Here is a 22001-nt window from a genome sequence, read left to right on the forward strand (position 1 = left end):
CTTGCCTTTCCTGCTTTCTCGGGGTCAGTCGGCGCGCTGGAGCGCGGTCGCCGCCAGATGTTCACCGATGAACCAGACCTGCGGCTCGTTGGAGCGGATGATGTCGCTGACCAACAGGTCGTTGGTGCCGTCATCGCCGGACTCGTCGGCGGTCTTGGCGCCCTCATGCGCCTGTTCCAGCACGATGCGATGGGCGTCCAGCAGGCGGGCAAGCATCGTCGGCACGTCTTCACGGCCTCGTGGCGGACGAGGGATACGGGTCATCTCGGCAACGTCATGCGGTACCGCGATGCTGATGCCGCCCAGCGCCTGGATACGCTCGGCCACCATGTCGACCAGTTCGGCCTGCTTTTCGTAATGGGTGTCGAGCAGCAGATGCAGCTGATAGAAGGTCGCGCCCGACATCTGCCAATGATGCTTCTTGTAAAGATCGCGCAGCATCATTGTGTCTGCAAGAACCTGGTTCAGGATCGACACGCTTTGCTTGCGGGCATTGTCGGACAGCCCCAGCGGCAAATCCTTCAGCGTGCCGAAGGGCTGGATTTCACGATATTCGATCTTGTACTGCGGCTGCGCCTGGTCGGTATCGGCCACGACTTTACTCCGATCATGGATAAGGACCGAGGCCAAGCGCTTGCCGCCGCGCACGGTTCCATGAATTTTGCGGCATCGCGCGACCCGCAAGAATTATCGCCTGTGATCCAAATTAATTTTAATTGAGAGGCATTTGTCCGGAACGGACCGTGCCGTGCGGCGTCCAGCATGGGCTTTCGAGGAACCCGGCCGCATGAGTCAACCCACCTTCGTCTTTCTCCACGCTTTGGGTTCCAGCCACCGGGAATGGGAGCTGGTGTGCCGCCATCTCAACGGCGCACCCTGCATCGCACTAGACCTGCCGGGCTTTGGAGAGCGGGTCGAGGAAGGCTATGCCGATGTCGCCGCGATGGCCGACGACCTGGCCGACACGATCCGCCGCCATCGCCTGACCGCCTGTATCCTGGTCGGCCACAGCATGGGCGGCAAGATCGCCACCATCGTCGCGGCCCGCGCGGCGGCGGGCGAGATCGGGCTGGCCGGGGTCGTCGGCGTCGTGCTGGTCGCCGCTTCACCGCCCTCTCTCGAGCCGATGGACGAGGAGCGGCGCACGCAAATGATCGGCTGGGTCGACGGTGGATCGATCGGACAGGACGACGCCGAGACGTTCGTGGTGGCCAACACCGCCTCGGCTCTGCCGCCCGAACTGCATGACCGGGCGGTGGCGGACGTACGGCGCTCAAGTCGTGAAGCCTGGCTCGGCTGGCTGGAGCGGGGCAGTCTGGAGGATTGGAGTGGTCAGGTCGGCCAAATCTCTGTTCCTGCCCTCATCGTCGCGGGCTCGGAGGATGGCGATCTGAACGAGGATGCACAACGCAGGCTGAACGCTCCGCATTACCGTCACGCCGATATTCGCGTCGTCGACGGTGCTGCCCACATGATCCCCTATGAAAAGCCCGAAGCGCTGGCCCGGCTGCTTCTGGACCATGCCGCATCGCTGGCCCCATCGGTCCTGCCGAGCGGGTTCGTCGACATCCTAAGTTCCGACCGGGTCAGCCGCCGTGCCCGCGCCGCCATGCTGGAACGGACGCGACCAGTCTCCGACGCCGGGCTTCCATGGTCGGACACCGAGCGGGCAACGGTCCGGGCCCTGATCGCCCAAATCCTGCCGGAGGATGTCTCCGCACATGATCTTGCCCGGCGGGTCGAGGCGACGATCACGCTGGGGTCGGGGGACGGTTGGCGCTTCGCCGATCTGCCGCCCGATCCGGAGGCCTGGCGGCAAGGTTTGCAGACGCTCGACACGCTCACCGGCGGTTTCGCCGCGCTGGACCACGGCACCCAGGCCGAATGGCTGGACCGGATCGCCAATGGCGATGATGGGGTCGCAAGCACGGGACCGTTCTCGCCCCGCCAGATGGCCCTATGGTTCCAGGACGTCCGCGCGGAGGTCGTGCGCCAATGGGCCGCCCTTCCCTCCACGATGGCGGCGATCGGTTATGACGGCTTTGCGGTCGGCGGCGATGGTCCGCGCAAACAGGGCTATCGCCGAACCGGGGCAAACGACGTCGAGGCCTGGCAGTCGGTAGAGGAGAAGATCGCATGAGCCGCGCCCCCTATGCCAAGACCGAGACGGTCGATGCCGTCGTCATCGGCACCGGTGCGGGTGGTGCGCCGCTGACGGCACGGCTGGCCGAGGCCGGGCTGTCGGTTGTCGCGCTGGAGGCGGGCCGGTCCTTCACCCCGAGCGAGCATGTCGCGGACGAACTCGCCGCCGATATCTATTGGATGGAAGAGCGACTGAGCGGCGGCAACGACCCGACCGCCTTCGGCTCCAACAATTCGGGCATGGGCGTCGGCGGTTCGACACTTCACTGGGGTGCCTTTTGCCCGCGCCCCGATCCGCGCGATCTGCAACTGAAGACCATGACGGGGCAAGGCGCGGACTGGCCCGTCCCCCATGCCGAACTGATCGCCTATGTCGAAGAGGTGGAGGGGTTCACCGGGGTTTCCGGCCCCGCCCGTTACCCCTGGGACGACAGCCGCCGCTATGCCTATCCGCCGGTCCCCCGCAATGCCTCCGCCGACGTGATGGCGCGGGGGTGCGAGGCGCTGGGCATCACGGCGACGGACGCTCCGGCCGCGCTTGTCTCGCGCGACCGCGAACAGCCGCATTGGGGACAGCGTCAGGCCTGCGTCAATTGCGGTACCTGTCACCAAGGCTGCCGCAATGCAGCCAAGACCAGCATGGACACCAGCTATCTGCCCATGGCCGTCGCGCATGGAGCCGAGATCCGTTCCGAAGCGCGCGTGCTGTCCTTCGAGTTCGACCAGCAAGGGCTGATCGACGGGGTCGTCTATCATCAGGGCGGTCAGGAGCATCGTCAGCGCTGCCGCGCCGTCTTCCTGTGCGCAGGCGGGGTCGAGAGTCCGCGCCTGCTGCTGAACCTGGGTCTCGCCAATTCCAGCGGACAGGTCGGCCGCAACTTCATGGCGCATGTCGCGACCCAGGTCTGGGGACGCTTCGATGACGAGATGCGGATGAACCGGGGCTATCCCTCCTCGCTGATCAGCGAAGACATGATGCGCCCCGCCGATGCCGATTGCGTCGGGGGCTATCTGATGCAAAGCCTCGGCGTGCTGCCGGTCAACCTCGCCACCGGACTGGCGCGCGGGGCGGGCATGTGGGGGACGCGGCTTCAGTCGATCCTGCGAAATTACAACCGCATGGCGGGGATCGGCATCAATGGCGATTGCCTGCCGCATCCCGACAACCGCCTGACCCTGTCGGACGAAACCGACGCGTTCGGCCATCGCAAGGCGCGGATCGACTTCAGCTATCATGCCAATGAATGCGCCATCGACCAGCATTCCCGCCGCGTCATGACCGCCATCTGGGAAGCGGCGGGCGCGCAGGACATCTTTGCCGTCGATCGCTCGGCGCATACCATCGGCACCTGCCGCATGGGCGACAATGGCGACGAAGCCGTGGTCGACGCGGACGGGCGCAGCTTCGACATCGCCAATCTGTGGATTTGCGACAATTCGGTCTTCCCCAGCGCGCTGGCGGCGAACCCTGCGCTGACGATCATGGCCCTGTCGCTGCGCACGGCGGACCGCTTCTTGGCGTCGGGACGCTAGGCGGCGAGCCCGTTCGCCTCGACATGGTCGGCGATCGCTCCGGCGGTCGTCCACCATATCCGGGGATCGTCGGCCTCGCGGAGGGCCGTCAACACGCGGGCAAGCGGCGGGACGCGGTGGGCCTGCCCCATGATATAGGGGTGCAGCGCGATCCCGAGGACCGAGGGACGGCGATCAGCCTCGGACAGCAATTGCGCGACGGCATCGCGGATCATCGCGGCAAAGACATCCGCCTCCTGCTTGCGCTGGATAACCGCGGGCAGGTCGTTGATTTCCTGCGAATAGGGGATGGACAGCAGTTCGCCATGCTCGGTCGCCAACCGGGTCGGCTGGTCGTCATGCGCCCAGTCCAGCACGTAGCGATAGCCAGCCGCTTTCAACAGATCGGGCGTCGACTTGCTCTCCGAAATCCATGGCCCAAGCCAGCCCGTGGGTCGCGTGCCGAGCGCGGCCAGTTTGTCGGTCACATCGGCGATCAGGCGGCGTTCCTCCTGCTGACCCAGCTTGCCCTGCGCCTTCGCATTGCTGCCGCCATGCGCGGCGATCTCGTCGCCCCGGTCGCGACACGCCTCGGCCAGTCCGAGACAGCGATCCAGCACATCCGCGTTCAGCAGCGCCGTGGTCTTCAGTTCCAGCCGGTCGAACAGTTCGAACAGCCGCCATGCGCCGACGCGATTGCCATAATCGCGCCAGGCATAGTTCATTACGTCCGGCTGGTTCTGCGACGGCGCGAGTTCGGCGCCGAGGCCGCCGCCGAAATCGAAGACCTCATGATTGACGCCCAGATAGATCGCGACCCTGCGCCCCTCGGGCCAGTCATAGGCGGGGCGGTCGATGATGGGGCGAAAGGGGTAGCGACCCGGATCGGAAGAAGACATGGCGCGTCAACGTCGCCCCGCGCCAATGGATGCCCAAGATCTTCAAATCCACGCATTTGTAATGTCGGAGTTTTGGGTTAGGGCTGTGGCTTCGATGTGCCCCGTGGCGATTCGAACAACAAGGACCGAGACGATCCCTTTCGGGACGACGCGGCCGACAGGCGGAGGATGGACCATGCTGACCCGACGTTCCTTCATGGCTGGTGCGACCACCGCCATGGCCGTACCCTCGATCGTCCAGGCGGCGGGTACGCCGACCATCGTCAATCCGGTGGTACGTCAGCGCGCCGATGCGCAGGTCTTCCGCCACACCGATGGGTGGTATTACATGACCGGATCGGTGCCCGAATATGACCGGCTGGTCCTGCGCCGCTCGAAGACTCTGGCGGGTCTGACCACTGCGACCGAAAGGGTGTTGTGGCGGCATCTGCCGAGCGGGCCGATGTCGGGCTTCATCTGGGCCCCCGAGATGCATCTGATCGACGGCCGCTGGACCATGTATTTCGCGGCGGGGCCGAGCGGCGGCGGCGAGGATGTGTTCCGCATCCGCACCTTCTCGGTCATATGCGACGGCCCCGACCCGATGACCGGCAACTGGTCGGTGCTGGGACAGTTGCAGACCGAATGGGACAGCTTCACCCTGGACTCGACCAGCTTCGTCCACAAGGGCCAACGTTATCTGGCCTGGGCGCAGAGCGAGCCGGGCATCGCGACCAATTCCAACCTCTATCTCGCCCCGCTCAAGACCGCGCTGACCCTGGCCGCCAAGCCGGTGCGACTGTCGGTGCCGACACTGGACTGGGAGATCCAGGGCTTCAAGGTCAACGAGGCGCCCGCCCTGCTTGCCCGCAACGGCAAGCTGTTCATGACCTATTCGGCCAGCGCGACCGATGCCCGCTATTGCATGGGGATGCTGACCTGCAACGCCGATGCCGACCTGATGAACGCGGCCAACTGGTCCAAGTCGCCGGTGCCGGTCTTCAGGACCTCGGCCGCGCACAAGGTCTACGGACCGGGGCATAACAGCTTCACGGTCGACGAGCGCGGGCGCGACGTGCTGGTCTATCACGCGCGCGACTATCTGGAGATCAAGGGCGACCCGCTGTTCGACCCCAATCGGGATACGCGGATGCAGTATTTCGGTTACCGCGCGGACGGCTCGCCCGATTTCGGCGAGCCGGTCGGCAACGGACCGCTCCGTCGAGCTTGAGCGGGTATTGCTCCGACAATAATTCTATCGCCACGCCCGGACGCCCAGGATGGCGAGGCCGCCCGCCAAGGTGATCAGCGCGAGCACCAGCAGCACTACGTCGAAGTCGTGCGGCGTGGCGAACATCCAGGTCAGGCCTGCGCCGATGATCGTCGGCAGGGTGTTGGTCAGGTTGAACAGGCCCAGGTCGCGCCCCCGATGCCGGGGATCGGGCAGAAGCTGGAAGCTCAACCCGACGTGCAGCGCGATGAAGACGGACGATCCGGCCGTGTAGAGGATGAACGCTGCGGCGGCGGCCTGTCGGCTGTCCGCCGCAGCCATGGCCAGCAAACCCAGCGCCGCGACCAGCGCCGCCATCGACAGGATGTACCGGCGTCGCTCCATTCGATCCGCCAGCCGCCCCAGCAGCAAGGCGATCGGCAAGGGCAGGACGAAGGCAAAGGTGAAGACCTGTCCGACCCAGCGGGGCAGATCGGCATAGTCGGCGGCCGGTACGATCGTCTCGAAATAATAGAGTAGATAGACCTGGGTCACCACCGCCGCGACCTGGATGCACAGCCGCGCCAAGCCCGCAATGACAAAATCCCGCCTCGGCGGGCGCGCCCCTATTGCCGCGACACGCTCGCCCGGCATGGCGCCCCCTGCTCCGACCAGCAGCAACGGCAGGGCACAGAGCATGACGACGATCATTACGACCGCCAGCCGCCCCTGCTCACCCAGTAGCGGCGCGCCCACCAGCCAGGTCGAGAGGGCGGAGGCTGCCGGATTGCCGAGCGCGATCAGGCCGCCCGTCAGCCCGCGCTTCGCATCGGGTATCTCCTCCGCCATGATCGCCATCAGCGGCGCGAGCAGCGCGTTGACCGCGAACTGGAAGAACAGGATCGCCGCGACAAGCATCACGGGCGTCGTCGCCATGCCGATGGCGGCATAGCTGGCCGCCACCCCCGCCAAGCCGATCGCCATCCAGCCCCGCCGACCACGCCCCGCCCGCCGGGACCGATCGCTCAGCCAGCCGAACAGGATGTTCGCCAGGCTCGCCGTCGCCGCGCCCAGGACCGCGACCAGCGAGAGCAAGGCGATCCGGCCATCGGGGCTCACCGCCTCGACCTTCATCGGCACCAACAGGGTCAGCAGCGGCAGATACGCCGCCACCCCGCCTATATTGGCCAGCGCATAAAGCCCCAAGGGTGGACGCTGGCGCGGATGGATGCGATCGGAGGACGGGGCCATCGCCCACCCTTGCCCCCGATCGTACACCAAGGGCAACGGCCGTGACAGCTTCCTTACGGCTTCATCGTCTGCGCATCGATCCGGGTGGTGGCGACCATCGCCCGGTCGGTCGCGTCATGCGCGACCGCGACACGATACGTACCGCCCCGAATCCGCCAGCCGGGAAGCGTGGTGTCGTAATCCGCCAGCAGGCGCGGCTCGGCAACCAGGGTGATACGGCGCGTTTCACCGGGCTTCAGCGTCACGCGCTGGAACGCGGCCAACCGCATCGGATCGCCGCTGCCGTCACGCGTCACATAGATTTGGGGCACGTCCGACCCAGCGCGCTGGCCGGTGTTCACAATATCGACGGTGACGCGGACCGTCTTGCCGCCGGTGATGACGGGATTGCGATACGCAAAGCTGGTATAGCTGAGCCCGTGACCGAAGGGGAAAAGCGGCTTCAGCCCCTTTTTCTCATACCAGCGATAGCCGACATCGGCACCCTCGACATAATCGACCGGGAAGCTCTGGAGCGTCGGGGCCGGCGTCGCCGCAGGATTGGCGGCCGCCGCAGCTTCAACCTCGCTCAGCTTGTCGAGCCCGACCGGACGTGGGCGCGGCGGTTGCGAGGCATCGGCGGGGAAGGTGATCGGCAAGCGGCCCGAGGGGTCGACCTGGCCTGTCAGGATCGCGGCCAGCGCCTCGCCCCCGCGCTGGCCCGGATACCAGGCCTGAACCACGGCGGGGACCTTGGCGATCCAGGGCATCAGCACCGGGCCGCCCGTTTCCATCACCGCCACGGTGTGCGGCTGGACGGCCGCGATCGCGGCGATCAGCGCGTCCTGCTGGTTCGGCAGGCGCAGGTCGGGCACGTCGTCCGCCTCGGTCGTCCATTGGGTCGCAAAGAAGATGGCCATGTCCGCCTTCTTCGCCGCCGCGACGGTCGCGTTCAGGTTGCGCCCGTCCTGCCACTCGATCTCGACACCGGGCAGCGCCTTGCGCAAAGCGTTGAGCGGCGACGAGGCGTGATAGGTGATCCGCGCGAACGAGGACGAGCCGCCATACGCCAGCGGGATCTCGACCGGCGCACCACCGACCGAGCGGACCTGCGACGATCCGCCGCCCGACAGCACACCGACATCGGCATTGCCGCCGATCACCACGATCCGCCTGGCAGTGCGCGCGATGGGCAGGAGATTGCCGTCATTCTTCAACAGGACGATCCCCGCCTCTGCCGCGCGCTGCGCAACCTCGGCATGGGCGGCATAGTCGGGCGTCACCGCCTGGGCGGGCATCGGGGCGTCATAGGCCCCGGTCTCGATCAGTCCGGTCAGATAGCGCGCGACCATGTCGTTCAGCCGGGCCTCCGGCACTTCGCCCTTGGCCACCGCCTCGGCAAGCGGTTCGGCAAAATAGATGGCCTTGTCGAGCTCCTGCCCGGACTCCTGATCCAGCCCGGCATTGGCGGCCTTCACGGTCGAATGCACCGCGCCCCAGTCGCTCATGACCCAACCATGATAGCCCCAGTCGCGCTTCAACACGTCGGTGAGCAGATGCCGGTTCTCGCACGCCCAGTCGCCGTTGATCTTGTTATAGGCGCACATGACCGAGCCGGGCCGACCCTGCTCGATCGCAATCTGGAAAGCGAGCAGGTCGCTCATACGCAGCGCCGCCTCGCCGATCCGGGCGTCCAGGATATTGCGGCCGGTTTCCTGCGCGTTGAGCACATAATGCTTGATCGTGGATACGATGCGGTTCGACTGCACGCCCGCGATATGCGCGCCGCCCAGCGTTCCGGCCAGCAACGGGTCCTCGCCCAGATATTCGAAGTTGCGCCCGTTCCACGGATCGCGGGTCAGGTTGACGCCGCCCGCCAGCAGCACGTTGAACCGTTTGTCGCGTGCCTCCGCTCCGATCATCGCACCGCCCGCGCGCGCGATGGCGGGGTCGAAGCTGGCGGCGGTCGCAAGGCCCGAGGGCAGTGCGGTGGCGACGTCACCGACCCGCTGCTCGACCTGGTTGGCCACGCCCAGCGAGGCGTCGCTCTCGCGCACCACCGGCACGCCCAGCCGGGGAATGCCGTCGATATGTCCGGCAGAGGGAATCAGTTCCTCCTTCGACTTGCCCGCCGCCATGGTCGGGAACAGGCCGTGGACCAGCAGGATCTTTTCCTCGCGGGTCATCTTCGCAACAATCCGGTCTGCGCGGGCGCTCGCGTCGGCAATGCCGTTGCGTACTGCCTTTTCCGGCGAGCGCTGCTGCGTCTGCGCCGATGCTCCGGTGCCCGCCGCGATCAGCGCAATCATCGTCAGACCGCCTGCCATCTTGCCCTTCGTCACCATCATCCTCTCCCGAACACACCTTTTGCGGCCTTGTGTTGCATTGTTGCACGCCTGTCCAGAGAACGTTCACAATCCTGTAAAATCAACGGCGGACACCCTTGACAGTCTTTCGGCTTTGGCGGAGTGAACGTTCTCAAGAGCGCGGAGAACCGCGTCGGTTTCATGAGGGGAGGTTTTCCATGCGTAGCGTTCGTGCTCGCCTGCTATCCAATTTCGCTATTGGCGTTTCCACCGTCGCTCTGACCCTGCCCGCCGCCGCGCTGGCGCAGGACGCCGCCGCGACGATGGGCAATCCGGGTCCCGCGCAGACCGATCCGCAAGCGCCGACGACCGGCCCGACGGACCCCGCTCAGGGCGATGGCGATATCGTCGTCACCGGCATCCGCGCCTCGCTTCGCCAGTCGATCGATATCAAGCGCAATGCACAGGGCGTGGTCGACGCGATCAGTGCCGAAGAGATGGGCAAGTTCCCCGACACCAACCTCGCCGAGTCGCTCCAGCGCATCACCGGCGTGTCGATCGACCGCTCGAACGGCGAAGGCCAGTTCGTGACGGTGCGCGGCTTCGGGCCGGAATATAATCTCGTCACGCTCAACGGGCGGCAGATGCCGACCTCGACCATCGGCGACGGCAACAGCGCGCCGGGCTCGCGCTCGTTCGACTTCGCCAACCTCGCCTCCGAAGGCGTCGCCGCGCTGGAGGTCTACAAGTCCGGCCGCGCGACGGTCGCCTCGGGCGGTATCGGCTCGACCATCAACATCCGCACGCCGCGTCCGCTCGACAAGTCGGGCCTGCGCGGTTCGATCTCGGCACGCGGGGTGATCGACACGTCGCAAAATGGCGGCAAGGACATCACGCCCGAAGTGTCGGGCATCTTCTCCGACACCTTTGCCGACGACCGGATCGGCGTGCTGGTCACCGGCGCCTATCAGCGCCGCAACTTCAGCCAGAACCAGGCCAATGTCGGCTGGCGCGACGGCTATCTGGGATCGGAGAACAATTGGGGCTCGCTGGCGCAGCAAGGCGATCCGCGCTACGCCAACATCACCAACCGTCCCGGTGCCAATGACGTGTATCAGGTGCCGCAGAACGCCAGCTATAACATCGTCAACGGCCGCCGCGAGCGCATCAACGGCCAGGCCGTCCTGCAATTCCGCCCGATCGACGATCTGACCGCGACGGTCGATTATACCTATTCGCAGAACACCTTCGACATCCGCGACAACAATGTCGGCATCTGGTACAACCACAACGACACGTCGAGCGCCTGGACCAACGGCCCGATCGCCGGGCCGGTCTTCTATACCGAGCGCTTCACCGCCGCCGAGGCCAAGGACCTGGCCTATTCGGCGACCCAGACCTCGACCCGCAGCATCAACAAGTCGCTGGGCGGCAACCTGACCTGGAAGGCGCCGGGCGGCGTCACCCTGTCGATCGACGCGCATCACTCGACCGCCGAGTCCAAGCCCGATAACCCCTACGGCAACAGCAACTCGGTCGGCACCGCGATCTTCGGCGTGCAGAGCCAGACGATCAATTTCGACAACAAGCTGCCCGTCATCTCCTTCGCGATGCAGCCCGGCATCGACCCGCTGAACGCCGCGAACATCGTCCCCACGGGCAGTGCCTTCCGCAATTCCTATTTCCGCGACGAGATCAATCAGGTCCAGTTCCGTGGCCATTACGACCATGAACAGGGCTTCCTCGACAGCCTGGACTGGGGTTTCGACTATACCGACAACAAGGTCCGCTCGGCCTATAGCGTGCTTCAGAACGACACCTGGGGCGGCACCGGCGGCGACAGCGCGGCGCAGCGTGCGGCCGCCGCCGCCCTGATCCCCGACGATCTGTTCCAGCAGATCAGCGTGCCCGACAAATTTTCCGGCATCGGTGGCGCGAACAATGCGGCGATCGTGAAGTCCTTCTATGGCTTCGACCTGCCGTCGATGGTGTCGCTGCTCGACAAGGCCTATGGCATTTGCGGCGGCAACGGCCAGTGCCTGATCCCGTACACGACGGATTCGCGCATCCGCGAGAAGACCGTTGCGCCCTACTTCCAGTTCAACGGCAAGATGGACCTGTTTGCGCGCCCCGCACACCTGATCGCAGGCTTGCGGTTTGAGAATACCGACGTCTCGGCCTCCGCGCTGGTTCCGACGCCAGTCGGCGCACGGCAGAATTCGCAGAACGAGTTCAACATCCTGTTCTCGGGCAGCGGATTTACTACCTTCAAGGGCCGCTACCAGAACTGGTTGCCTTCGATCGACTTCGATTTCCAGCCGCTGGAAAACGTCAAGCTGCGCGCGTCGTACAGCCACACCATCACCCGCGCCGATTATGGCAGCCTGCAGGGCGGCCGCAACCTGGATCAGCTGTTCCGCATCGGCGGCGGCACGGGCCGCGTCGGCAACCCCAATCTCATTCCGTACAAGTCGAAGAACATCGATCTGTCGGCGGAGTGGTATTACAAGCCGGACAGCTACATCTCGGTCGGCTTCTTCCACAAGGTCGTGTCGAACTATATCGGCAATACGCAGGTCAACCTGACGGTGCCCGGCCTGACCTCGCCCACCACGAGCTTCAACGGCGTGACCCAGAATGGCCCGCGCTATCAGGCGGCGATCAACGCGCTGGGGGCCAATGCCACCTTCGCGCAGATCCGCGACTATATCGGCGCCAACTTCCCCGGCGGCGTGGTCAACGGCACGATCGTCGCGCAGCCCAATGATCCGCTGGTCAATTTCGTCGTCACGACGCCGTTTAACAGCGATCAGACCGCCAAGGTCGACGGCTTCGAGTTCGCGATCCAGCACAGCTTCTGGGACACCGGCTTCGGCACGATCCTGAATTACACGATCGTCAACGGGAACCGGAATTACGACAACCGCCTGCCCGCCAGCGTGTCGCAGTTCGCGATCACCGGCCTGTCGGACAGTGCCAATGCCGTCCTGTTCTACGACAAGTTCGGTATCCAGGCGCGTGCGGCCTATAACTGGCGCCGGGGCTATCTGAACGGGGCCGGAATTAACCCTGCCTATGTCAACAGCTATGGCCAGCTGGACGCCAGCGCCAGCTATGCGGTGACCAAGAGCGTCGCGATCTTTGCCGAGGGGATCAACATCCTGGGTGAGAACCGCAGCGGTCACCTCCGTTCGGATCGCAATGTCAACTTCGTGACGAAGCAGGATGCGCGCTACTCAGCGGGCGTGCGCTTCACCTTCTGACGACGGTAAAGCCAGCTTTTCCGCCACGGAGAGGCTGGCTTTTTTACGGACCATATGGGCAATTTGCGGGCTTGGATGACGGGCCGGGGATCGGGACTGCGGTGGACAAAGCTATCACCCGGATCGTGATTGTCGGCGGGGGCACCGCAGGGTGGCTGGCCGCCGCCCGCATCGCCGCCGCAACCGCCGGGTCGGTGACGGTCACGCTGATCGAGTCCCCCGACGTCCCGACCCTGGGGGTCGGCGAAGGCACCTGGCCGACCATCCGCCGCACGCTGGAGCGGATCGGCATCACCGAGACCGAGCTGCTGCTCGGCTGCGACGGGTCGTTCAAACAGGGGACTCGCTTCGACGGATGGGCGACCGGCGCGAGCGATGATCGCTATTACCATCCCTTCGTGCCACCGATCGATGCCGACCCCGCCGACCTGCCCCGCGATATCCCCTATGCCCTCGCCACCTGCCCCCAGCCGCTGGTTTGTGCCGAGGACCTTGCTCCGCGCCAGCGTGGGATGCCCGATTATGCGGGGGCGCTGAACTATGCCTACCATCTCGACGCGACGAAGCTCGCCGCGCTGCTGACCCGGCACGCGACCACTCGTCTGGGCGTGCGGCATGTCCGCGATCACGTTACCGGGGTCGAGCGCGGCGAGCACGGCGGCATCACGGCGGTCCATGTCCGCGGATCTGAGATCGTCGCGGGCGACCTCTTCCTCGACTGTACCGGCCATGCCGCCCTGCTGATCGGCAAGACGCTGGGCGTGGAGACGGTCGACGCCTCCTCCGTCCTGTTCAACGACCGGGCGCTCGCGGTGCAATTGCCCGTCCCCCCGAACAGCCCCATCGCGTCGCAGACCGTGGCGACCGCGCACAGCGCGGGCTGGATCTGGGACATCGGCCTGCCGATGCGACGCGGGATCGGCTGCGTCTATGCCTCCGCGTTCCTGAGCGACGACGAGGCCGAAGGCGTGTTGGCGGAATATTGCCGCCGGATTTCGGTCGATAGCCCCGCCCCGCGTCGGCTGACCTTCCGCTCCGCCTATCGGTCAAGGCCCTGGGCGGCCAATTGCCTCGCCATCGGCCAGTCGGCGGGGTTCATGGAGCCGCTGGAAGCGTCGGCCATCGTCATGATCGAACTGTCGCTCGACGCGCTGCTGGACGACTTTCCCGCCGTCTCCAGTCTGATGCCGATCCAGGCGCGGCGTTTCAATGCGCTGGCGACCTATCGCTGGGAACGGATCGTCGACTTCCTGAAGCTGCACTATATCCTCAGCCATCGCGACGAGCCCTATTGGCGCGCCCATCGCGATCCCGCCTCCCAGCCCGATCGCCTGGCGGAGATGCTCGCGCTGTGGCGTTACCGCAGCCCGTCCGCTTTCGACCTGCCCATGCAGGATGAACTGTTCCCGGCGGCCAGCTATCGCTACATCCTTCGGGGTATGGGTTTCCCCGCCCCCCTGCCCTCGCCCGTGCCGCGGCCACTTCGCCCCGATCTATCGAGCCAGCTTCGCCAGATCGACCAGCGCGGTCGTGCCCTGGCGGCGAGCCTGCCGACCAATCGCGCCTATCTCGACGCCCTGCGCGCCGAACAGGCCCCCATTTCCGAGAGACGCGCCTGATGCCCCGCCACGAAGCCCTTACCCCCGACGATCATCGTGACCTGCGCATCCAGGAGCGCCGCGACACTGCGCTGGGCGATGCCCGCATGGCCTGCATCGCCGTACCCGCCGAGTTCCGCGCGCTCCAGGCGGAGTATCCCATCCTGTTCCGTCTGAACGAAACCCGCGACCGGTTCAGTGCACTGGCGATGTTCGGGTTCGAGAATGGCGAGAATCTGTATCTGGCAGACGGCGGCTGGGACGCGCGCTATCGACCGCTGGCGATCGATATCCAGCCATTCCTGATCGGCGGCCGCCCCGATGAGGACGGTCCCAAGCAAGTCCATATCGATGTCGAATCCCCCCGCATCGCGACCGGCGACGAAGGCGTCCGCATATTCGACAAGCATGGCCGCCCCACGCCCTATCTGGATCGAGTGATCGAACAGATCGGTGAACTCGACCATGGCTTTCGCGAAGCCAGCGATTTCTTCGCCGCACTGCAGCGTCACGAACTTCTAGAGCCTTTCACATTGGAGGTGACGCTGGAGGATCGGTCGGACAATCGGCTGGTCGGCTATCACATCATCAACGAAGCACGACTGGCCTCGCTGAGCGGTACGGCCCTGGCCGAGCTTCAGGCGGCAGGCCATCTGGAGCCCATCTATATGGCGATGGCCTCGCTCAGCCAATTCAGCGGCCTGATCGCGCGGCGCAACCGGCGGGCTGCACGTGGCTGATGCCGATCCGGGGCGGCTGACCGCCCTTCCCCCGGTGCCCGAGGTGATGGTCGCCAACGCCGCTGAACTCGACCGGATGTTGCGCGCCGCCGACCGCCCCTTCGTCGTGCGTGGACTCGCTGCCGACTGGCCGCTGGTCCAGGCCGGGCGGCGGTCGGCGGAGGTGGCGCGGGCGTATCTACTCGACCATCATCACGACCGGCCCTTTACCGTCTCGGTCGGCGTGCCCGGCAGCGGCGGGCGATTGTTCTACGACGACGCCATGGCGATGAATTTCCGCATGATGGAGGCGGGCCTCCCCGAGATCTTCGCCCGCATCGCCGAATTCTCCGGAAAGCCGGAGGCACCGTCCATCTATCTCGCCTCCATCGACATGCAGCAATATTTCGACGGGCTGCACGAGGCCAACCATATCGATCTGGGCGAGCGCGAGCTGCTGGCCAGCATCTGGATCGGCACCCGCAGCCGGATTGCGGCGCATAACGACGTGCCGCACAATCTGGCGGTCTGCGCGGTCGGTCGACGCCGCTTTACGCTCTTCCCGCGTGAGCAGTTCCGCAACCTCTATCTCGGCCCCGTCGACAATACGCCAGCGGGCCGCGCGGTCAGCATGGTCGACTTCCACGCCCCCGATTTCGATCGCCATCCGCGCTTCGCCGAGGCACTGGAAACGGCGCAGGTCGCCGATCTGGCGGCGGGCGACGCGGTCTTCATCCCCGCGCTGTGGTGGCACCATGTCGAGGGGACGGAAGATTTCAACGTGCTGGTGAATTACTGGTGGCGCGACGCGCCCCGCTGGATGGGCCAGCCGCAAGAGGCGCTGAACCACGCGATGATGACGATCCGCGACCTGCCCGCCGACCAGAAGGCGCATTGGCGCGAGATGTTCGACCATTATGTCTTCGCCAATGATGAGAGCGTCGTCGGCCATATCCCCAAGGGCGGGCGCGGAATTTTAGCCCCGATGACTCCGGACCTGGCGGGGCGCATCCGTGCCTTCCTGCTGCGGGCGCTCAGCCGATGAGCACGCCGCGCCGGATCGTCATCGCAGGCGGTGGCACCGCCGGTTGGATGGCCGCCGCCGCCCTGGCCCGTACCCTGGGTCGCGCGGTCACCGTGACGCTGGTGGAGTCGGACGCCATCGGCACCATCGGCGTTGGCGAGTCGACCATTCCGCCGATCATCACCTTCAACCGTCTGCTCGGCATCAACGAAGCCGAGTTCATGGCCGCAACCCAGGCGACCTTCAAGCTGGGCATCCAGTTCGATGGGTGGAAAGGTCCGGAGGATCGCTATTTCCATTCCTTCGGCCTGACCGGCAAGGATCACTGGGCGGCGGGGTTCCAGCATTTCTGGCTGGACGGCCTTAGCCGAGGGCATGACGCGCCCTATGAAGATTACTGCCTGGAACTGATTGCCGCGCGCGAGGGCCGGTTCGCGCATCTCCCCGACGAGCGGATGAACTATGCCTATCAGCTCGACTCGACGCTGTACGGCCGCTTCCTGCGCGGCATGGCCGAGGGAGATAATGCCGTACGGATCGAGGGGCGGATCGCCGAGGTCGACCTCGATGGCGACACCGGCGACATCGCCGCGCTGGTGCTCGACGGCGGGCGGCGGGTCGAGGGCGACCTGTTTCTCGACTGCACCGGCTTTCGCGCGCTGCTGATCGAGCGGGCGCTGCATGTCGGGTTCGACGACTGGAGCCATTACCTGCCCTGCGACGCCGCGGTCGCGGTGCAGACCGAAAGCGTGCGGCCGCCCGTCCCTTATACCCGCGCGATCGCGCATGAGGCCGGGTGGCAATGGCGCATCCCGCTGCAACATCGGGCGGGCAACGGCATCGTCTATTGCAGCCGCTATATCGATCACGACGCGGCGCGTGAGAGGCTGTTGTCGACCGTCGAGGGCAAGGTGCTGACCGAGCCCAACATGCTGCGTTTCCAAACCGGTGCGCGGCGCAAGCAATGGCATCGCAACTGCATCGCGGTCGGCCTGTCGGGCGGGTTCCTGGAGCCGCTGGAATCGACCAGCATCCACCTGATCCAACGCGCGATCCTGCGGCTGATCCGCCTGCTCCCCGGCGGCCCGATCAGCGCGCATGACGTGGCCGAGTTCAACGATCAGCAGATGACCGACATGCTGCAAATCCGGGACTTCCTGATCCTGCATTACAAGGTCCACGAACGCCGCGACAGCGCCTTCTGGCGACAATGCGCCGATATGGAGGTGCCCGACAGCCTGGCGCACAGGATCGCGCTGTTCCGCGAGACGGGTCGCGTCTTCCGCCGCAATGACGAGTTGTTCGCCGAGAATAGCTGGGTACAGGTCATGATGGGCCAGGGCATCATGCCGGAAGCTCATCACCCGATCACCGCGCGGCTGACCGACGAGGAACTGGAGCGACTGCTGTCCACGCTGCGCCAGAATATCGCGACGACGGTGCGCGGCCTGCCCGCCCATCCGGACTATGTCGCGCGCCATTGCGGCACGGCGGCCTGACCCCAGCCATGCCGCCGCGTCGCCGCCAGTCCGTCACCATCCGTCATGTCGCCGCCGATGCGGGCGTCTCGCTTCAGACCGTCAGCCGGGTCATCAACAGGGAGCCCAATGTCCGCCCCGAAATGATGGAGCGGGTCCAGGCGTCGATCGCCAAGCTGGGCTATGTGCCCTCGATCGCGGCACAGCGCATGGGGGGCTCGCGCTCCTATCTGATCGTCGCGCTCAACGACCGGGAGCGCACTATCGCCGACTGGCGCAACCGGCAGGGCACCGACTGGGTCGACCAGATGATGCTGGGGGGCATGCTGACCTGCGCCGAACATGGCTATCGTCTGATCGTCGAACTGGTCGACACGCATAGTGACCATATCGAGCGCGAGCTGCTGGCCGCGATCGCCGCGCTGCAACCCGATGGCGTAATCCTGACCCCGCCCCATTCCGAAAACCCGCTGATCACCGGCCTGCTGGAGGCGCAGGGGATCAGCTTTGCCCGGATCGGATCGCTCAAGCCCGGAACGGGCTTTGCCCTGTCGCTGGATGACGAAGGCGCGGCGCGACAGGCGACCGATCATCTAATCGAGCTGGGTCATGAACGCATAGGCTTCATCGCCGGGCCCGACGAGTATGAACTCAGCGGCTGGCGGATCGCGGGATGGCGCAGCTCCATGGCGGCGGCGGGGCTGCCGTGCGAAGGCTTGTTGGCGCAGGGCGATTTCAGCTTCGCCTCCGGCCGCGCCGCCGCCTCGGCGCTATTCGACGGCGATATCGCCCCGAGCGCGATCATCGCCAGCAACGACCAGATGGCGCTGGCCACGCTGGAACTGGCTCGCGAACGGGGGTTGAGCGTACCGCGCGACCTGTCGCTGGTCAGTTTCGACGACACGCCCATCGTGCGCTTCGTCCATCCCCCGCTGACCGCCGTGGTCCAGCCGATCGCCGCCGTCACTGCTCGTGCGGTCGAACTCATCATCGCCGAGCAGGCCGGGCAGGACATGCCGAGCGGCCCGGTCGTCACCCCCGCCCAACTGGCGATCCGCGCCTCCACTGCGCCGCCAGCAGACGACAAGCGCGCCGACATGCGATAGGCGTGGTTTGAAGGACTTGGAGGCGACATGCGGATATTGGTCACAGGATTGGGCGACATCGCGCACAAGGCCTATCTGCCGGTCCTGTCCGCCATGCCGGGGGTCGAGTTGCACCTGGCGACCCGCAACACGCAGGTACTCGCGCAGGCCGGGCGCAGTTTTCGCGTGGCGGGGCTATATTCCGGCCTGGATGAAGCCCTTGGCACCGAGAGTTTCGATGCCGCCTTCGTTCACGCCGCGACCGATGCGCATCCCGCGCTGGTACGGACCCTGCTCGACCGGCGCATCCCCACCCTGGTCGACAAGCCGCTCGCCGACACGCTAGGCGAGGCCGAGCAACTGGTCGCGCTGGCCGAGCGGCAGAAGGTGCTGCTAACGATCGGTTTCAATCGTCGTTTCGCCCCCGGCCATGTCGCGCTGAAATCCTTGCAAGCCGATATGATCGTCATGGAAAAGCACCGCCACCGACAGCCGGATATACTGCGTCGAGTGATCTTCGACGACTTCATCCATGTCGTCGACACGCTGCTGTTCCTCGCGCCCAGCCCGGTCCTGCGCCAGACGATCGAGACGCATGTCGATCAGGGCCAACTCCTTTCGGTCGCGCTGATGCTCGCCGGCGACGGCTTTACCGCGATCGGAACCATGCACCGCAATAGCGGGCTGAACGAAGAGCGGCTGGACGTGCACGGCAACGGCCTTCGCCATTCGGTGCTCAACATGGCGGACGAGCGGCGGATGGACGGGACCGAGCAGCATCAGCGCCGGGGCGACTGGACGACGGTCGGCAGGCAGCGCGGGTTCGAAGCGATGTGTGCCGACTTCCTGACGGCCGTGAAGGACGGCCGCCCCACCGCCTCCGATGCGATCCTTGCGACGCACGGACTGTGCGAAGCGATCACCGTTCATGCCGAAGGGCTTTGACCCTTTGCAACGTCAGTCGTCGAGTTGCTTGGCCACGAGTGGCGCCACCCGATCGGCGATGCGCGAGATTCCGATCGCATTGGGGTGGACGCCATCGCCCAACATCAACTGCCGCTGCCCCAGCACGCCCTGAAGGATGAACGGGTCGAGCACGGCTTTATGTTCACGCGCAAGATCCGGCCATATCACATTGAACCTGTTCCCGAAATCAGGCCCAAGATTTGGTGGCGCCAGCATGCCGGTCAGGATCACCGGAATGTCGCGACGTTCCAGCTCATCCAGCATCGCCGCCATATTCGCGCGCGTCTCGGCCGGATCGACCTGGCGCAACACGTCATTCCCGCCGAGACCCAGCATCACCAGGTCGGGCTTGGTCTTCATTCGGTCGAGCGTATAGGCGAGCCGCCGCCGCCCATCCGCACTGGTATCGCCGGATACACCGGCATTGACCACCGTCGCATCGATACCCTGGCCGCGCAGCCGCGCCTGGATCGCGTCGGGCAGGCTCTGCCCGCGCTGAAGACCGTAACCGGCATAGAGGCTGTCCCCGAAAGCCAGCACGACGCGCTTCGGACCCGATACCGGTACGTCGGACCCCGCGGTAGCAGGCGCGGGCGTGGCGGCATTGGTCGCGGGCAACGGCTCGTCGCTCCGGCTGTTGCAGGCCGACAGGAGTGCGGCGACTTGGAGAAGCGCGGCCCCGGCCACATATGGCATCTTCATCATCTCTGGCGTGGAATCCCCGCAACTATGGTCGTAGGCAATATGGTCATCCGGGCCACGGATGTAAGGCTGACGCTTGGCGGGGCTGCGCCGGTCGATATCCTGAAGGGTATCGACCTGGAGGTAGCGTATGGCGAGAGCCTGGCGCTGCTCGGCGCGTCGGGGTCGGGCAAGTCCTCGCTGATGGCGGTGCTCTCCGGGCTGGAACGCGCGACGTCGGGGCGTGTCGAGGTGGCGGGCACCGACTTCGGGACGCTGGACGAGGACGGGCTGGCCATCGCCCGGCGCGGGCGGATCGGCATCGTCCTCCAGGCCTTCCACCTTCTTCCGACAATGACCGCGCGCGAGAATGTCGCGGTGCCGATGGAACTGGCCGGGGAAACCGACGCCTTTGCGCGAGCGGAGGCGGAATTGGCGGCGGTCGGGCTGGCGCACCGGATGAACCATTATCCCGCCCAGCTATCGGGTGGCGAGCAGCAGCGGGTGGCCATCGCGCGTGCACTCGGCCCACGCCCCCAAATCGTCTTCGCCGACGAACCGACCGGCAATCTCGACGGCGCGACAGGCGCGCGCGTAATGGACCTGCTGTTCGATCGGCGCGCCGCGACCGGCGCGACCCTGGTCGTGATCACCCATGACCCTGCACTGGCCCGACGCTGTGACCGGGTGGTCGAACTCGCCGATGGCCGGATTGCCGCGTGAGGGGTTGGGCGCTGGCGTGGAAGCTCGCCCGACGGGAGCTTTCGGTTCGCTTTCGGGGGCTGCGGCTGTTGCTGCTCTGCCTGTTCCTCGGCGTGGGGGCGCTGGCGGCGATCGGTAGCCTGGGCGACGCGATCGGCGGCGAATTGGCGGCGCGAGGTCGAGTGCTGCTGGGCGGCGATCTGGAATTCGCGGTGTCGCAGCGCCGAGCCGATCCGCCAGAGCTGGCGGCGATGCGAGCGGCCGGGCGTGTCTCTGAAACCCAGCGAATGCAGTCGATGGCGGTCACGGCGAACGGATCGACTGCGCCCGTTCAACTGAAAGCGGTCGACGCAGCCTATCCGCTCTATGGGCGATTGACCCTGGCCGATGGGCGGGTTGTCCGATCCCCGGATGACGACACGGTCTGGATCAGCCGCGGACTGGCGGAGCGATTGGCGGTCCGCCGGGGCGACGTGCTTCGCTTCGGGACGGCGCCATTCCGCGTTGGTGGCATCATCGCGGACGAGCCCGATCGGCTTGGCGAAGGCTTTACGCTGGGACCGGTGGCGATCGTGTCGCGCGGCGGGCTGGACCGGACCGGGCTGATCCAGCCCGGCAGCCTGTTCGAGAGCAAGTATCGGCTTGCCACGCCCCGCGATCCGTCGCCGATCGCCAAGGCGTTCGAGCAGCGTTTTGCCACCGCCGGATGGGAAACGCGGACCCGCGACCGCGCCTCGCCCGGCGCCAGCCGCTTCGTCGCACGGATGGCGGAATTTCTCACTTTGGTCGGGCTGGCCGCGTTGGTCATTGCGGGGATCGGCGTTGGCAACGGCGTCAGCTCGTATCTGGAGGCGCGACGCTCGACGATTGCAATGCTGAAGGTTCTCGGCGCAACCTCGGGGTTGGTGGCGAAAGTCTATCTGCTGCAGTTGCTTGCCGTCGCCGGGGTCGGCATTCTGCTCGGCCTGCTGGCGGGGATCGTCGCGGTGCCACTGGTCGGGATCATGGTGGGAGCGGTGTTGCCGGTGGCGCCGGGACTGACCATCGCGCCGGGGCCGCTGGCGTTGGCGGCGGCCTATGGCCTGTTGATCGCGCTCGCCTTTTGCGCGCGGCCGCTGGTAGCGGCAGGGCGGGTCCCCGCCGCCGCCCTGCTGCGCGGCGTTCTGAACGCGCGGTCCGGCGGGGGATGGCGGGGGAGCCTCTGGGG

16 protein-coding genes and 1 pseudogene are annotated in these 22001 nt (G+C 66.1%); 12 read left to right on the top strand and 5 right to left on the bottom strand.

Features of this window, described 5'->3' with window-relative positions; all coding sequences use genetic code 11:
- Positions 1-24: 24 nt before the first annotated feature.
- Positions 25-594, bottom strand: a complete 570-nt coding sequence (locus tag NS355_RS10685) for a Dps family protein (RefSeq protein ID WP_209445064.1) — start codon at positions 592-594, stop codon at positions 25-27.
- A gap of 193 nt (positions 595-787) precedes the next feature.
- Here NS355_RS10685 and NS355_RS10690 point away from each other — a divergent pair, with 193 nt between their 5' ends.
- Together NS355_RS10690 and NS355_RS10695 are read left to right on the top strand one after the other, a co-directional pair.
- The gene (locus tag NS355_RS10690; protein WP_058745701.1) at positions 788-2140 is read left to right on the top strand and encodes an alpha/beta hydrolase; all 1353 of its coding nucleotides are present in this window, start codon (positions 788-790) and stop codon (positions 2138-2140) included.
- Positions 2137-3675, top strand: coding sequence for a GMC family oxidoreductase (locus NS355_RS10695; RefSeq protein ID WP_058745702.1), 1539 nt, complete (start codon positions 2137-2139; stop codon positions 3673-3675). Before NS355_RS10690 ends, NS355_RS10695 begins: the two co-directional genes overlap by 4 nt.
- Here the strand turns inward: NS355_RS10695 and NS355_RS10700 are convergent.
- The gene (locus NS355_RS10700) at positions 3672-4553 is read right to left on the bottom strand and encodes a polysaccharide deacetylase family protein (RefSeq protein WP_058745703.1); all 882 of its coding nucleotides are present in this window, start codon (positions 4551-4553) and stop codon (positions 3672-3674) included. The genes NS355_RS10695 and NS355_RS10700 overlap by 4 nt on opposite strands.
- 217 nt (positions 4554-4770) lie before the next feature.
- Here NS355_RS10700 and NS355_RS10705 point away from each other — a divergent pair.
- Positions 4771-5751: pseudogene (locus NS355_RS10705) on the top strand (glycoside hydrolase family 43 protein); the annotation flags it as partial.
- 36 nt (positions 5752-5787) lie between these two features.
- Here NS355_RS10705 and NS355_RS10710 read toward each other — a convergent pair.
- Complete coding sequence (locus tag NS355_RS10710; RefSeq protein WP_058745705.1) at positions 5788-6993, bottom strand: MFS transporter; 1206 nt, start codon at positions 6991-6993, stop codon at positions 5788-5790.
- A 53-nt stretch (positions 6994-7046) separates the two neighbouring features.
- Positions 7047-9320: a beta-glucosidase gene (locus tag NS355_RS10715; RefSeq protein WP_430727009.1), complete on the bottom strand. Its 2274-nt coding sequence runs from the start codon at positions 9318-9320 to the stop codon at positions 7047-7049.
- Positions 9321-9496: 176 nt separating this feature from the next.
- Between NS355_RS10715 and NS355_RS10720 the strand changes: the two genes are divergently transcribed.
- From NS355_RS10720 to NS355_RS10750, 7 genes are all read left to right on the top strand, one after another.
- Positions 9497-12541 carry a TonB-dependent receptor gene (locus tag NS355_RS10720; protein ID WP_058745706.1) on the top strand — a complete coding sequence of 1015 codons (3045 nt, stop codon included), beginning with the start codon at positions 9497-9499 and terminating at the stop codon, positions 12539-12541.
- 101 nt (positions 12542-12642) lie between these two features.
- On the top strand, positions 12643-14160 hold the full coding sequence (locus NS355_RS10725; protein WP_058745721.1) for a tryptophan halogenase family protein: 1518 nt from the start codon (positions 12643-12645) through the stop codon (positions 14158-14160).
- Positions 14160-14879, top strand: a complete 720-nt coding sequence (locus tag NS355_RS10730; RefSeq protein ID WP_058745707.1) for a SapC family protein — start codon at positions 14160-14162, stop codon at positions 14877-14879. The genes NS355_RS10725 and NS355_RS10730 overlap by 1 nt, the downstream gene beginning before the upstream one ends.
- The gene (locus NS355_RS10735) at positions 14872-15903 is read left to right on the top strand and encodes a cupin-like domain-containing protein (RefSeq protein ID WP_058745708.1); all 1032 of its coding nucleotides are present in this window, start codon (positions 14872-14874) and stop codon (positions 15901-15903) included. Before NS355_RS10730 ends, NS355_RS10735 begins: the two co-directional genes overlap by 8 nt.
- The gene (locus NS355_RS10740) at positions 15900-17381 is read left to right on the top strand and encodes a tryptophan halogenase family protein (protein WP_058745709.1); all 1482 of its coding nucleotides are present in this window, start codon (positions 15900-15902) and stop codon (positions 17379-17381) included. The genes NS355_RS10735 and NS355_RS10740 overlap by 4 nt, the downstream gene beginning before the upstream one ends.
- Positions 17382-17389: 8 nt before the next feature.
- The gene (locus NS355_RS10745) at positions 17390-18466 is read left to right on the top strand and encodes a LacI family DNA-binding transcriptional regulator (protein WP_058745710.1); all 1077 of its coding nucleotides are present in this window, start codon (positions 17390-17392) and stop codon (positions 18464-18466) included.
- A 27-nt stretch (positions 18467-18493) separates the two neighbouring features.
- On the top strand, positions 18494-19390 hold the full coding sequence (locus tag NS355_RS10750; protein WP_058745711.1) for a Gfo/Idh/MocA family protein: 897 nt from the start codon (positions 18494-18496) through the stop codon (positions 19388-19390).
- 12 nt (positions 19391-19402) lie between these two features.
- On the opposite strand, the gene NS355_RS10755 is transcribed toward NS355_RS10750, so the two are convergent.
- Entirely contained in the window at positions 19403-20116 is a 714-nt protein-coding gene (locus tag NS355_RS10755) for an arylesterase (RefSeq protein ID WP_058745712.1), read from the bottom strand.
- A gap of 39 nt (positions 20117-20155) precedes the next feature.
- Between NS355_RS10755 and NS355_RS10760 the strand changes: the two genes are divergently transcribed.
- Both NS355_RS10760 and NS355_RS10765 read left to right on the top strand, forming a co-directional pair.
- Complete coding sequence (locus NS355_RS10760; protein ID WP_084787839.1) at positions 20156-20815, top strand: ABC transporter ATP-binding protein; 660 nt, start codon at positions 20156-20158, stop codon at positions 20813-20815.
- A partial coding sequence (locus NS355_RS10765; RefSeq protein ID WP_153008187.1) for an ABC transporter permease occupies positions 20812-22001 on the top strand: 1190 nt, incomplete at its 3' end. The genes NS355_RS10760 and NS355_RS10765, both read left to right, overlap by 4 nt.

The sequence above is a fragment of the Sphingomonas yabuuchiae genome (assembly GCF_001477495.1).
GTDB classification, from domain to species: domain Bacteria; phylum Pseudomonadota; class Alphaproteobacteria; order Sphingomonadales; family Sphingomonadaceae; genus Sphingomonas; species Sphingomonas yabuuchiae_A.